This is a genomic window from Paenibacillus aceti (assembly GCF_003614185.1).
Taxonomy (GTDB): domain Bacteria; phylum Bacillota; class Bacilli; order Paenibacillales; family Paenibacillaceae; genus Fontibacillus; species Fontibacillus aceti.
In genome coordinates, this window is record NZ_KZ987724.1 from 844,659 (window position 1) to 858,353 (window position 13,695).

11 protein-coding genes are annotated in these 13,695 nt (G+C 50.4%); all 11 read left to right on the top strand.

What is annotated here, in order from left to right; all coding sequences use genetic code 11:
• Positions 1-13 precede the first annotated feature (13 nt).
• The 11 genes from rbfA to dut all read left to right on the top strand — a co-directional run bounded on the left by rbfA (position 14) and on the right by dut (position 13,300).
• A complete protein-coding gene (gene rbfA / locus BFJ94_RS03835) occupies positions 14-367 on the top strand; it encodes a 30S ribosome-binding factor RbfA (RefSeq protein ID WP_120461371.1) in 354 nt (117 codons plus the stop codon).
• Between the two features lie 17 nt (positions 368-384).
• Positions 385-1,362: a DHH family phosphoesterase gene (locus tag BFJ94_RS03840; protein ID WP_120461374.1), complete on the top strand. Its 978-nt coding sequence runs from the start codon at positions 385-387 to the stop codon at positions 1,360-1,362.
• Positions 1,359-2,282, top strand: a complete 924-nt coding sequence (gene truB / locus BFJ94_RS03845; RefSeq protein WP_120461376.1) for a tRNA pseudouridine(55) synthase TruB — start codon at positions 1,359-1,361, stop codon at positions 2,280-2,282. The genes BFJ94_RS03840 and truB overlap by 4 nt, the downstream gene beginning before the upstream one ends.
• Positions 2,283-2,385: 103 nt before the next feature.
• On the top strand, positions 2,386-3,333 hold the full coding sequence (locus BFJ94_RS03850; RefSeq protein WP_120461378.1) for a bifunctional riboflavin kinase/FAD synthetase: 948 nt from the start codon (positions 2,386-2,388) through the stop codon (positions 3,331-3,333).
• A 161-nt stretch (positions 3,334-3,494) separates the two neighbouring features.
• Positions 3,495-3,764, top strand: coding sequence for a 30S ribosomal protein S15 (rpsO, locus tag BFJ94_RS03855; RefSeq protein WP_120461380.1), 270 nt, complete (start codon positions 3,495-3,497; stop codon positions 3,762-3,764).
• 269 nt (positions 3,765-4,033) lie between these two features.
• Entirely contained in the window at positions 4,034-6,139 is a 2,106-nt protein-coding gene (gene pnp / locus BFJ94_RS03860; protein WP_120461382.1) for a polyribonucleotide nucleotidyltransferase, read from the top strand.
• A 166-nt stretch (positions 6,140-6,305) separates the two neighbouring features.
• Positions 6,306-8,051 carry an ABC transporter ATP-binding protein gene (locus BFJ94_RS03865; RefSeq protein ID WP_120461384.1) on the top strand — a complete coding sequence of 582 codons (1,746 nt, stop codon included), beginning with the start codon at positions 6,306-6,308 and terminating at the stop codon, positions 8,049-8,051.
• Positions 8,048-9,844, top strand: coding sequence for an ABC transporter ATP-binding protein (locus BFJ94_RS03870; protein ID WP_120461386.1), 1,797 nt, complete (start codon positions 8,048-8,050; stop codon positions 9,842-9,844). Before BFJ94_RS03865 ends, BFJ94_RS03870 begins: the two co-directional genes overlap by 4 nt.
• A 685-nt stretch (positions 9,845-10,529) precedes the next feature.
• A complete protein-coding gene (locus BFJ94_RS03875) occupies positions 10,530-11,516 on the top strand; it encodes a polysaccharide deacetylase family protein (RefSeq protein WP_120461388.1) in 987 nt (328 codons plus the stop codon).
• A 91-nt stretch (positions 11,517-11,607) separates the two neighbouring features.
• The gene (locus BFJ94_RS03880) at positions 11,608-12,861 is read left to right on the top strand and encodes a M16 family metallopeptidase (RefSeq protein WP_120461390.1); all 1,254 of its coding nucleotides are present in this window, start codon (positions 11,608-11,610) and stop codon (positions 12,859-12,861) included.
• A complete protein-coding gene (dut, locus tag BFJ94_RS03885) occupies positions 12,845-13,300 on the top strand; it encodes a dUTP diphosphatase (protein WP_120461392.1) in 456 nt (151 codons plus the stop codon). The genes BFJ94_RS03880 and dut overlap by 17 nt, the downstream gene beginning before the upstream one ends.
• Positions 13,301-13,695: the final 395 nt, after the last annotated feature.

Consider the following 13,695-nt stretch of genomic DNA (forward strand, 5'->3'; position numbering starts at 1 on the left):
TGAGGTGTCATCAATGGCCAAGAATCGTACCGGCCGGGTAGGCGAAGAAATTAAAAAAGAGCTTAGCGTCCTGATCCAACGGGAACTGAAAGATCCGCGCATCGGGTTTGTTACAGTGACCGGTGTCGAGGTGACGAATGATCTATCGCAAGCGAAAGTATATCTTAGCGTATTTGGCGATGAAGAGAAGAAGAAGGATACGCTCAAAGGTCTGGAGAAAGCGACGGGTTTCCTGCGGACCGAGATAGGCAAGCGGATCAGATTGCGGCATACGCCTGAGCTGATCTTCAAGATTGACGAGTCTATCGCTTATGGTAGCCGGATCGAGAAGCTGCTCGATGAAATTTCTGATGAAGATCAAAATTGAAAATAGAGGAGACGGCAATGCAAACCAAAGAACGTGAGTTCCAACAGGTCAAACAATATCTGATGGAACATGACGATTTCCTGGTCGTAGCGCATATTCAGCCGGATGGAGATGCAGTCAGTTCCACGTTAACGGTGGGCTGGCTTCTCTCTTGTCTGGGCAAAAATTATACGATGGTCAATGAAGGGCCGATCCCACGGCGCATGAGCTATCTATGGCAGGCTGACCGGATCGTGGATCTGTCGGCCACGCCGCTAGATACTAAATTCCGGCATGTGATTTGTGTAGATTGCGCGGATTTCAAGCGGGTCGGCAAGACCGCCGAGTATTTTACCGAGGACGCTCTTATATTGAATATCGACCATCATCCGACGAATGACGCTTATGGCGCTGTTAACTTCATTATCCCTGATGCAGCTGCGACTGCGGAGATTCTGTATGATTTGCTGAAATATATGGAGATTCCATTGAACTACGAGGTTGCTACAGCGATTTATACCGGATTATTAACTGATACCGGAGGCTTCAGATACTCGAGTACAACGCCGAAGGTCATGGCGATTGCCTCGGATCTGCTAGAATATAAGGTGGATGGGCCAGGACTGTCCGAGCTGCTGCTTGAGCAGATGACCCTGCCGCAATTGAAGCTGTTGACGAGGGCGCTCAATGGGCTGCAGATGACGGAGGATGGCAAGATTGGCTGGGTTACAATTACTGACGAGGATATGAGAGCGACCGGAGCGATTCATGAGGATCTGGAGGGGATTGTCAATTATCCCCGCAATATCCAAGGTGTTGAAGTCGGGATGTTGTTCAAAGTGATCCATGAGGGTGCGGTTAAGGTTAGCCTTCGATCTGCCGGCAAGGTAGATGTGGCGCAGGTCGCCCAGAGCTTCGGAGGAGGCGGACATGTCCGCGCGGCTGGAGCAAGGATTGAGGGAGTGCCTGAGCAGATCGTATCCCGTGTCGTGGAGCAGGTGAAATTACAGCTATGATACCTTATGAAGGAATACTCCCGATCGCCAAGCCGGTCGGTTTCACCTCGCATGATGTGGTGGCCAAGGCACGCGGCATCCTCAAGATGAAGCGGATCGGTCATACGGGTACACTGGACCCGGCTGTGACCGGCGTATTGCCGTTATGTCTGGGCCGGGCGACCAGAATGGTTGAATACCTGCAGGAGCTGCCGAAGGAGTATGAGGCAACGCTGGTACTCGGCATTGCCACGGATACAGAGGATATGACAGGAACGGTGATAGAGCGTGAGGAGCAGGTCTCTGTAGATGCAGAGCAGGTATCTGATGTTCTATCACGGTTCATCGGTACGACCTCCCAGATTCCGCCTATGTATTCGGCCGTGAAGCAAAACGGCAAGCGCCTCTATGAGCTGGCCCGCGAGGGCAAGGTAGTAGAACGCAAGCCGCGTGAAGTGACGATTCATGAGCTGGAGCTGCTCTCGTATCAAGCGGATAAACCCTATCCGGAGCTGTCCTTTCGCGTACTGTGCTCCAAAGGCACTTATATCCGCACGCTCTGTGTGGATATCGGCAAGGCTCTGGGCGTCCCTGCATCGATGCTAATTCTGAAGCGGACGATGTCAGCAGGAATACGTGAGGAGCATTGCCTCACCTTGGAACAGGTATCTGAGCATGTTCAGGCCGGAACACTGCAGTCTTGCCTGCTGCCTATCGATCGGGCTGTTCAGCATTTGCCAGCACATACTGTTCAAGAGGAGAAGCTTCAGGCCGCACTGCAAGGGCAGAGGATATCTCCTTATGCTGTGAAGCCAGCGGCGAAGCGCGGAGACGTGATTCGCTTATATGGCCCCGCGGAGCAATTTTTAGGTATTTTCCGCGTAGGGGAAGAGACCGGGGCGATTACGCCCGTAAAGGTATTTCTGCCCGATGTGGACTAGGCTTCCAGCATGTTTTTCGTCTAATGAGGCTGCGGAGTGAGCGATACTCCGTTTCGTTAGAGAACTAAGGCTTATAAACCGTGAAATTGCAGGTGAGACAATTGTGGAAACAATATACTTGACTTATCCATTAACTGAAGAAGAGATAGCTGAGCATGCCAGAACGCAGGTGGTTGCGATCGGTCAATTCGACGGGCTGCATCTGGGCCATGCGAGCGTCATTGAGTCTGCGGTACGGGTTGCTGCTGAGCAGGGCTTACCTTCCGCTGTCATGACCTTCCATCCTCATCCGAAGGAAGTCATGAAGAAGGGTGACTATGAAGGGTATCTGACCCCGCCGACGGTAAAAGAGAAGATCATCCGCCAGATGGGTGTCGATTATTTATATATTGTGGAGTTTAATGACGACTTCTCACGTGTAAGCCCGGGGGATTTTGTCAACGGCATGCTGCTGCCGCTCGGGATTCATACGGCTGTAGTCGGCTTTGATTTCCACTTCGGCTATCGAGGCGAGGGCCACGCGGAGATGCTGCGTGAGCTAAGCGATTATAAGCTGGGGGTCACGATTGTACCGCCTCTTCGGGTTGAAGGCGACAAGGTCAGCAGCTCAGGCATTCGCCTCGATCTGCAGGAAGGGAATGTGAAGCAGATCCGGCGTCTGCTCGGCCGCCCATACTCCTTGGCGGGAGTAGTGATGCACGGCGAGAAACGCGGGCGCACGATCGGTTTTCCTACTGCGAACCTGAAGCTTGATGAGCACTATGTTCTGCCGAGAAAAGGCGTATATGCCGTCCGAGTGAATCATAACGATCAGGTGCTGCAGGGAGTTATGAATTTAGGCGTTAAGCCGACCTTCCATGCGGATGAAACTGTTCCATCGATCGAAATCCATCTGCTTGATTTCAACGAGGACTTGTACGGCAAGCCTCTATCCGTAGAGCTGATCGATTTCATCCGTGAGGAGCGCAGATTTGCTTCCATCGACGAATTAGTCGCTCAAATCTCTAATGATGCCGGGACGGCGAAGCGAATTTTGTCTAACAAGGATTAACGAGAACAAGCATCATTTACTTTTATCTCTTACCTATGTTATACTGATTTACGTTGCTCATGCAGGTTCTCTTGCATGTCGACATAAACCTTGGCTTGGTTGTCAGGTCTCACCGTCCGACTACTAGGCTAATGGCGATTTCTGCAAAGGAGGTGGATAGGATGGCATTAACTCAAGAGCGTAAACAACAATTGATCGAAGAGTACAAAACTCATGAATCCGATACCGGATCACCAGAGGTACAAATTGCTATCCTCACGGAGAACATCGTGAATTTGACGGATCACTTGCGTTCGCACAAGAAGGATCATCATTCCCGTCGCGGTCTTCTGAAGATGGTTGGTCAACGCCGCAAGCTGTTGGCTTACTTGAAGAACAAAGACGTTAAACGTTACTCCGCGTTGATCGAAAGACTCGGATTGCGTCGTTAATTTCCTTTGTTTGAGAAGCAGCCTGGTAGCCGCCGCGCGCTATTGCAGCGAATGGTCGCTTCCGGGTTGCTTTTTACGAAGGAATGTATAATATTTGGTTCGCAAGTATGATGATGCATATCTGTTTGAAGACAAGCTCCGTGAGGAGCTTTTGTTTTAGGCATAGAATGGGGTATAAAATTTTGTTGCTTTTATGAATTGTATAGAAGCAGGAAATAATGAGAGTTGTAACGAACTTTTATTTGTGAATAAGGAGGGATTGGGATTTCATGGAAAATCATGTAAAAATGGAATTGGGAGGAAGACCTCTTACATTGGAGACCGGTCGTCTAGCCAAGCAGGCTAATGCGGCGGTAATGGTGCGTTATGGAGATACAGCTGTCTTGTGTACAGTAACGGCGTCTGCAGAACCAAAGGATCTGGATTTTTTTCCGCTGACTGTAAATTATGAAGAGAAGCTGTACGCTGTGGGTAAAATTCCCGGCGGCTTCATTAAACGTGAAGGACGTCCTAGTGAGAAGGCAATTCTCGCCAGCCGTTTGACTGACCGTCCAATTCGCCCATTGTTCCCGGAAGGCTTCCGGAATGATGTGCAGATTGTGAACTTGGTCATGAGCGTGGATCAGGACTGCGAGCCTGAGATAGCTGCTATGATCGGTACTTCGGCTGCGCTGAGTATATCGGATGTTCCTTTTAACGGCCCGATTGGCGGTGTTGCAGTTGGACGCGTGAATGGGGAATTCGTCATCAACCCGGATATTGCTCAGCAAGAAGCCAGCGATATCTATGTCGTTGTTGCCGGTACCAAAGATGCGATTATGATGGTTGAGGCCGAAGCGAATGAGGTTCCGGAAGAAGTGATGCTGGAAGCGATCATGTTCGGGCATGATGAGATCAAGAAGATTATCGCCACGATTGAAGAGCTCGTCGCTGTCGCCGGTAAAGAGAAAATGGAGGTTAAACTCCATGCTGTCGATGAGACGGTGAATAGCGAAGTTCGCGCGTATGCATCCGAGCGCTTGGTTGAAGCTGTCAAAATTGCAGAGAAGCATGCCCGTCAGGATGCAATCGATGCGATCAATGACGAGACTGTCGCTTATTTTGAGGAGAAGTACATAGAATCTCCTGAGCTGCTGGAAGATGTGAAGGAAGTGCTGCATGATATCGTCAAAGAAGAAGTGCGCCGCCTGATCACCCATGACAAGGTTCGTCCGGATGGACGGAAATTGAACGAGATTCGTCCGATCGAATGCGACATCAATCTGCTGCCGCGCACGCATGGCTCCGGTCTGTTCACTCGCGGTCAGACGCAAGCGCTCAGCATATGTACGCTTGGAGCATTGGGCGATGTACAGATTCTCGATGGCATCGACCTGGAGGAATCCAAACGCTTCATGCACCATTATAACTTCCCGCCATTTAGCGTGGGCGAGGCTCGTCCGCTGCGCGCACCAGGACGCCGTGAAATCGGACATGGTGCATTGGGTGAACGGGCGTTGTCGAAGGTCATTCCGCCAGAAACGGAATTCCCTTATACGATTCGTCTCGTATCGGAAGTATTGGAATCGAACGGCTCCACATCTCAAGCGAGCATCTGTGCCAGCACGCTGGCTATGATGGATGCAGGGGTACCGATCAAGGCTCCGGTAGCTGGTGTTGCTATGGGTCTGATCAAGGACGGAGAGCAAGTATCGATCCTCACCGATATTCAAGGGATGGAAGACCATCTCGGCGATATGGACTTCAAGGTAGCGGGTACAGCGGAAGGGGTAACTGCGATCCAGATGGACATCAAGATCGACGGGATCGACCGTCAAATCTTGTCCGAAGCACTGGAGCAAGCGAGAGAAGGACGTATGTTCATCCTCGGCAAAATGCAGGAACGCATTCAAGCTCCGAAGGAGCATTTGTCTCCGTATGCGCCTAAGATTACGATCATGAACATCAATCCGGACAAGATCCGCGATGTGATCGGAGCCGGCGGGAAGATTATCAATAAGATTATCGAAGAGACCGGCGTTAAGATCGATATTGAACAGGATGGACGTGTATTTATCGCTTCGACTAATGAAGAGATGAATAACAAGGCCCGTTCCATTATCGAGGGCATCGTGAAGGAAGTTGTCATCGGTGAAATTTACGTAGGTACGGTAAAACGAATTGAGAAATTCGGCGCTTTCGTAGAAATTTTGCCGGGTAAAGATGGTCTGGTGCATATTTCTCAACTGTCGACTGAACGGGTTGCTAAGGTTGAGGATGTGGTTGCCATCGGAGATACGGTTACTGTCAAGGTTACCGAGATCGACCAACAGGGACGGATTAATCTTTCCCGTAAAGCGGTATTAACCGCCGAGAAGGAACAATCACACTCCTAAAATTTCGATTTGAATTCAATACCATTACGGGAAAAGAGACAGAATGATTATTCTGGCTCTTTTTTGTGTTGCTTTTTTAATTATATTTGTTTTTTACTTTGAAGCAGGCTAAGTAATTATGGGATAATGGGAAATATTGTGCTGCCAAGGAAAACGGGGGAAAGACATGTCTAACAAAGAGAAAATATCGATGGGTTGGCTGTTCACCTATTTGAAGCCGGTCAGAGGGAAATTGGTTCTTCTATCCGTTCTACTGCTGGCTTCAACGGCTTTACAACTTATAAATCCGCAAATCATTGCGCGCTTTATCGATACGGCTGCTGAGGGCGGTCTTGTCTCCAGCTTGCTGCTGTTGGCAGGAGCTTTCCTGCTGGTGGCTGTATGTAATCAATTATTTACTGTGGCGGTCAGCTATATCGGTAATGATGTCGCCTGGAGATCGACGAACCAGCTGCGCGGGGACCTGCTCAGACACTGTTTGAAGCTGGATATGCGGTTTCATAATGTGAAGACGCCGGGTGAAATGATTGAACGGATTGATGGGGATGTTACGGGGATCTCGAATTTTTTTGCCATGTTCATCGTACAGGTGATCGGCAGCTTTGTGATGTTGGCCGGGATTCTGGGCTATATGTTCAGTGTTAATGGCTTGATTGCGGGTGTGATGACCTTGTTCACACTGCTGGCGATTCTGTTCATGGTCGTCATCCGAAACCTGGGCGTGCAGTCGTCCAAGAAAGAACGGGAGGCGAGTGCAGCCCTGTTCGGTCTGATCGAAGAGCGGATCGCCGGGATCGAGGATGTTCAGGCTAACGGGCATGTGCCTTATGTGATGAACCGCTTCTTCCGTGCGATGCGTGTGCTGGCGATGAAGGGCCGGAGAGCATGGATGCTGCGGGTCGTTCCCTGGAATACGACGGTCATTCTGTTCGCGCTGGCCGTGACAACGGTGCTGCTGCTCGGAGTTCACTATTATTTATCCGGTAAAATATCGCTAGGCGTACTATTCCTTACCTATCAATATACTCAGATGCTGAATGATCCGATTGAAATGCTAGGGGATCAGGTGCAGGAGTTTCAGAAGGCGAAATCCGGCATGCTCCGCTCCAGAGAATTACTGGCAAGCCGCAGTGAGATTGTGAGTGGGAATCAGGAGTCATTGCCAGAAGGAGCGCTTAGCCTAGAATTTGATGCGGTATCCTTCCGCTATAACGAGGATAAGCCAGTTCTTAGCAACCTGACGTTTCGGGTTGAAGCCGGGGAGCGGCTCGGCATTATCGGTCGTACGGGCAGTGGCAAATCGAGTCTTAGCCGCATTCTATTGCGCCTATATAATATCAACCAGGGCGTGATTCGGGTCGGCGGTATCGATATTACGAAGCTGAAATTGCCTGCGCTCTATCAGCGGGTCGGGATGGTTACGCAGGATGTGCAATTATTCGATGGAACGCTGCGCGATAATCTGACACTATTCAATCCTGAGGTAACGGATGAACGGCTTCTGGAGACGACAGGGCGGCTGGGCTTGAGCACATGGATCGAAGCTCTGCCTGAAGGATTGGATACCCATCTGTCCTCGGGAGGCTCCTCACTGTCGGCTGGAGAAGCGCAACTGTTTGCCTTGACCCGTGTATTTCTGACTGAACCGAGTCTCGTCGTGCTGGATGAACCGTCATCACGGCTGGATGCGGCTACGGAGTCCATGCTGCAGTTGGCCGTAGACTCGCTGATGAAGCGCTGCACAGGCGTTATTATCGCGCATCGGTTGGCTACGCTAGAGCAGGTTGACAAGATTCTGGTGCTCGGCGATGGGCAGATCCTGGAATTCGGGGATCGGAAAGAGTTGGCGAATCGTCCAGACTCACATTATGCCAGATTGCTGGCAACCGGGAGAGAGGAGGATTTGGCATGAATGTGACGGGCTTTATCAGCCGCTTGTTCCGCTACAAGCCATTCTTGTTCATCTTAAACGGGCTGCTGTGGGGAGTGTTTCACTCCATGCCGCTCCTGTTCGGGATTGGGATGCAATGGTTCTTTGACCGCGCGACTGCAGGCTCAGAAGATTATTTATGGCTAGCTGCTCCACTGATCTTTCTGGCGCTGGTGCGGTTTATGCGCGTGGGAACTTTCTTCGTGGCCTTCTATGAATGGGTAACCTATATTTATCATATAGAGGCGATTCTACGTACGAATATGCTGGCGGGAATAATGCGCTGGCCGGGGCGGAATCTGCCTGCATCGCCCGGGGAGGCGATGAGCCGCTTTCGGGATGATGTGAATGAGGTGGTTGAATATATCGAGTCCTGGGTTGATTTCGGGGGACGGCTGGTATTCGCGATCGTATCGGTCGTAATTATGGCTAATATTAATTGGAAAATTACGCTGGTCGCTATTTTACCACTGCTGATTGTAACCTTGTTGAATAATCTGTCCGGCAATAAGGCTCGCAAATATGGTCAGCAGAACCGTGAAGCTACCGGGCGTATTACGAGCTTCATCGCCGAGACCTTCGGGGCTGTGCAGGCGCTTAAGCTCGGTCAGGCTGAGGAGCATGTGCATCGGAAGTTTACCGAGCTGAATGAGCAACGGCGGCGCGCGGCGCTGAGAGATAATTTGTTCAGACAGTGGATGAGATCATTGAATCAGCATGTCCTGAGCATTTGTACCGGGCTGATCCTGCTCATGTGTGCGGCGGAGATGAAGGCAGGGCGGTTTACGGTCGGGGATTTCGCTCTATATACGACTTATCTTACGGGGATTGGCTTCAGCATATCCTTATTCGGTTATATGGTGTATCAGCATAAGCGATTGAAGGTTTCTTTTGACAGGATGCGGACTTTGTTCAGGCCGGGGGAAGAGGATCGGATTATCGAGGCCCGAGAGACTTATCTGAATAGTGAGCCTCCTGAGCTGCCGGTGCGCCAGAAGAAGCCGGAGGAACGTCTGCAGAGGCTGGAGGTCAAGCAGCTAAGTTACCATTATCCAGGCTCGGAGAATGGGATATCGAAGGTGAATCTGCGTTTGAAGCAAGGGCAATTTCTCGTGATTACCGGTCGGATCGGCTCAGGCAAATCGACGCTGGTCAGGGCGCTGCTCGGGCTTCTGCCTAAGCAGGAGGGGGAGATTCTGTGGAATGGCCAGGCGGTAAACGCCGCTGGCTTTCTGATTCCTCCAAGAGCCGCCTATACGCCGCAGGTACCGCGTCTGTTCAGTGATACCTTGAAAGAGAATATCGTTCTAGGGCAGCCGAATGACGAAGCTCTGCAGCGGGCGATCCGTCTGTCGGTTATGGACAAAGATATAGCTGATCTTGATGATGGACTGGACACTTATGTAGGCCCGAGAGGGGTAATGCTGTCCGGCGGGCAAATTCAACGAGCGGCGACAGCACGGATGCTGATGACCGGGTCAGACTTGTTTATTTTTGATGATCTATCCAGTGCATTGGATGTAGAGACGGAGCATAAGGTATGGGAAGGGCTATTCCAGGAAGCGGATGTAACTTGCATTGCTGTATCGCACCGACGGGCGGCTCTGACCAGAGCGGATCATATTATCGTCATGAAAGACGGGCAGATCGAGGCTGAGGGTACCTTGCAGGAGCTACTGGCTACTTGCGAAGAAATGCGTCTGCTGTGGCAGGGAGAGTCCGTAGAATCAGATCAGGAAGCGATGATTGGAAATGTGAAAGTGAGTACGGTATGAGGAAAAACTGAAATTTGCTAGTAAAATTGGACGTACCCGGCGATCAACTCGCCGGGTACTTTTGTATTATGCGCTATTAGAGGTTGTTCAAAAACTCTGCCTTTGATCACGAAGTGAATCAGGAAGTAGACTCAGCATCGAATCTTGAATTCAGCCGGGACTTCCGGTGCTCACGTACCAATTACGTACGCTCCGCGCCTCAGCCCCTAGCTTCATCCAACCTTCTTGGTGCTGAAAACCGAACTTTTTGAACATGAACTTTTAATAAAGCGACTCTATAAATTTAACCTCTGACAGCATGAATGTAACAAGCTTGCTGCACATGGTTCCGTATTTGTGAAGTTCATCAATCGGTACATTGCTTCTAAAACAACAAAAGCCCTGCCTCTCTTTCGTCCTTGCGGCTCCGATGACCGCTCCAGTGTGAATCAGAAATTGCTCAAACGTTCCGTAAACTCATAAAACTCTTACTCTGTAGGGTTATCAAATAGGAATTTTTTTCACTTCTAGATGGATTAGTAGGAAATTTCGAGGAACTTATGAGGTTAAATTTACTCAACAAATGTAATTATAACATATATTTTCTGAAAAATACAGGGCTATTTACAAACTGTGCTTATTTCGCATATTCCGGAACTTGTCTTCATAAGATGAGGACAAAACCCGCTGAAGGGATGGGTCTGTCATGAATCGAAAAAAACTGGCGCTAATCATCGCAACGACCCTGCTCGTCATGATGATGGGGCAGTTCGTCGGGATTCACAAATTTGTAGACGGTGGCGGCCATGAGAAGGGCAGCAAGCTGGTGCTGGGTCTGCTTGAGGAGCATAAAGACGATGATCCCTTGCTGACCCAAATCCGGGCCGAAGCGGAGAAGCGGAGGATCGAGCCTATCGATGCGGTCGTTGACCGGGTGTGGAAGGCTATTCCCGGATACAATGGACGCGAGGTAGATATAGAGAAGACCTATGAGAAGGCCAAGGCGGCGGAGCATGGGCAGAAGCTCGAATTCGTCTATCGCGAGCTGAAGCCGAAGGTAAGTCTGGATGATCTCGGAGCAGAGCCGATCTTTCGCGGTAATCCGAACAAGCCGATGGCTGCTTTTATGATCAATGTAGCCTGGGGAAATGAATATATTATCCCGATGCTAAATACGCTGGATGAAGCCAAAGTGAAGGCTACTTTCTTCTTCGATGGCAGCTGGCTGAAGAAGAATAGCGAGCTGGCGCTGGAAATTCAGAAGCGAGGACATCAGCTGGAGAATCATGCGTACTCTCATCCTAATATGAGTCAACTGGACGATAGCCGGGCCCGGCTGGAAATATCGAAGACCAAGGATTTGCTGAAGGAGAAGCTGGGGGTAGAGAATCGCTGGTTCGCCCCGCCGTCTGGCGATTACGATAAGAGAACGGTTGAGTTAGCGGCGGAGCAGGGGTTAAAGACGGTGCTGTGGACGGTAGATACGGTGGATTGGAGGAAGCCGGCGCCAGAGGTAATCGTACAGAGGATCGCCCAAAAGATAGAGCCCGGCTCGCTGATCCTGATGCATCCCACCGCTTCCTCCCGGGATGCTCTGAAGGGAATGATCGAGGTGATCGAGCGCAAGGGCATCAAGCTGGGCACGGTGGAAGAGACGCTATCTCCCGACCGGGTCGATTCGCCAGAGAGTTGAGCGACTGTCTTTTTTTTGATAGGATAGGATTGCATTTATCAATTCGTGTATTGCTATGTTTTGCTGGGCAAAACTTATAGGAGGATCCTTAGTGAATAAGACGCAATTAAGCAATGGCCTGCGGGTCGTTACGGAGAAAATTCCATCCTGTCGATCTGTCTCTTTCGGGATTTGGGTGAAGACCGGATCGCGGAATGAAACGCCGGAGCAGGGCGGGATTTCTCATTTTATCGAGCATATGCTGTTCAAGGGAACGTCAAGATTCAGCGCCAAAGATATCGCTGAGGAATTCGATGCGATCGGCGGCAATGTGAATGCGTTCACCTCGAAGGAGTATACTTGTTTCTATGCCAAAGTGCTGGATGAGCATCTGCCGATTGCGGTTGATGTACTGTCGGATATGTTCTTCCATTCGCTCTTTGATGCCGAGGAGCTTCGCAAGGAGAAGAATGTCATCCTGGAGGAAATCTCGATGTACGAGGATACGCCAGATGATATGGTTCACGATCTCATTACGGAAGCCGCCTATGGAGATCATCCGCTCGCTCTGCCGATTCTCGGAACTGAGGAGAAGCTGCTGGCGATGACGCCGGATCATCTTCGCCAGTATATGAGAGAGAAGTATACGATCGAGAACACGGTGATTAGTGTCGCTGGCAATATCGACGATTCGCTGCTTGATCTGTTAGAGAAATATTTCGGAGCTTTCGGCAACCATGGCCCTAGTGATTCATTGGCCGTGCCTGAGTTCCTCAGCGGGCTCAGATTCCATAAGAAGAAGACGGAGCAGAATCATATCTGCCTTTCCTTCCCGGGGCTGGCTACCGGGGATGACCGTCAATATGCGATGGTGCTGCTGAACAATGCGATCGGCGGCGGTATGAGCTCCCGCTTGTTCCAGGAGATTCGTGAGAAGCGGGGTCTGGCCTATTCGGTCTATTCCTATCATAGCTCGAGTGCAGACAGCGGGTTGTTCACCGTATATGCCGGCACTGCGCCGAAGCAGACCGAGGATGTGCTGAAGCTGACACAGGAAATTCTGCAGGATGTGGCACATAATGGGCTTACACAGAGCGAGCTTAGCAAGGGCAAGGAGCAGCTCAAGGGTAGTCTGATTCTAAGCCTGGAGAGTACGAGCAGTCGGATGACTCGCCTTGGCAAGAATGAGCTGATGCTGGGACGCCATTTCACGCTTGATGAAATGATAAATCGCATTGATGCGGTCACGATGGATGATGTAAACTATTGTATTAAGGAAATGTTTGGGAGTCCGTTCGCACTGGCTATGGTGGGTGGTTCGGACCGAGCGCTATCTGGATTAAGGAGAGATGAACTTGTCATTTGAAGTACAGTTGAAACGTATGCCTGGAAATGAGGACGTAGAGCTTCCGCGTAAGATGTCGGAGCTTGCGTCCGGATTTGATCTATATGCTGCAGTAACGGAGGAAATCAGACTTCAGCCTGGAGAGCGCTTCCTCGTACCGACGGGGATTGCCATCGCTATGCCCGCGGGGCTTGAGGCGCAAATTCGCCCGCGTAGTGGACTCGCCTTCAAGCATGGTGTCACTTGTCTGAACACGCCAGGAACGATCGATGCCGACTATCGCGGCGAGATCAAGGTGCTGTTGATCAACCTGGGCCACGAGGCCTTTACGATCAAACGGAATGAGCGAATCGCGCAGATGGTGTTCCAGACCGTGCCGGTGGTCAATCTGCTTACCGTGGAAGAACTGTCTGACACAGAGCGTGGTGCTGGTGGATTCGGTCATACAGGAACGAAGTAGAATTATATATGGAACGGCTGTAAGCCAAGAACAAGCATCCAGCCTTCGGTCTTAAATGACCGGGGGGTGGGTGCTTTTTTTATTTAGGGCCAGGGGCCGGGGGGAGAATGACGAGCGGAAGAATGCGAAAAGGATGTTGGTTCCAATCTGTAACGAAACTAGGTATTGCTATTTGGGCTAAAAGGAGCGATTTCAAAATCTAACGAAACAGGGTAGCGCTATCGGGATCAAACAAGGGCTAAATGGCCGATTTCTGCCGAAATAGCGCTACTGAGTTTCATTAGATTTGAGTTGGGGCTGATTTTGTGAAAATAACGATATGGAGTTTCGTTAGAGCTTCGGAAGCTACTAGAGGTTTGTTTTTCTCAGTTTCATCCTTCACCACTTTGTAGGCA

Coding starts and splice junctions, on each gene's coding strand:
- BFJ94_RS03865 (WP_120461384.1), top strand. CDS start 6,306: ATGTCTAACAAAGAGAAAATATCGATGGGTTGGCTGTTCACCTATTTG.
- dut (WP_120461392.1), top strand. CDS start 12,845: ATGAACTTGTCATTTGAAGTACAGTTGAAACGTATGCCTGGAAATGAG.
- BFJ94_RS03870 (WP_120461386.1), top strand. CDS start 8,048: ATGAATGTGACGGGCTTTATCAGCCGCTTGTTCCGCTACAAGCCATTC.
- BFJ94_RS03840 (WP_120461374.1), top strand. CDS start 385: ATGCAAACCAAAGAACGTGAGTTCCAACAGGTCAAACAATATCTGATG.
- truB (WP_120461376.1), top strand. CDS start 1,359: ATGATACCTTATGAAGGAATACTCCCGATCGCCAAGCCGGTCGGTTTC.
- rpsO (WP_120461380.1), top strand. CDS start 3,495: ATGGCATTAACTCAAGAGCGTAAACAACAATTGATCGAAGAGTACAAA.
- rbfA (WP_120461371.1), top strand. CDS start 14: ATGGCCAAGAATCGTACCGGCCGGGTAGGCGAAGAAATTAAAAAAGAG.
- pnp (WP_120461382.1), top strand. CDS start 4,034: ATGGAAAATCATGTAAAAATGGAATTGGGAGGAAGACCTCTTACATTG.
- BFJ94_RS03875 (WP_120461388.1), top strand. CDS start 10,530: ATGAATCGAAAAAAACTGGCGCTAATCATCGCAACGACCCTGCTCGTC.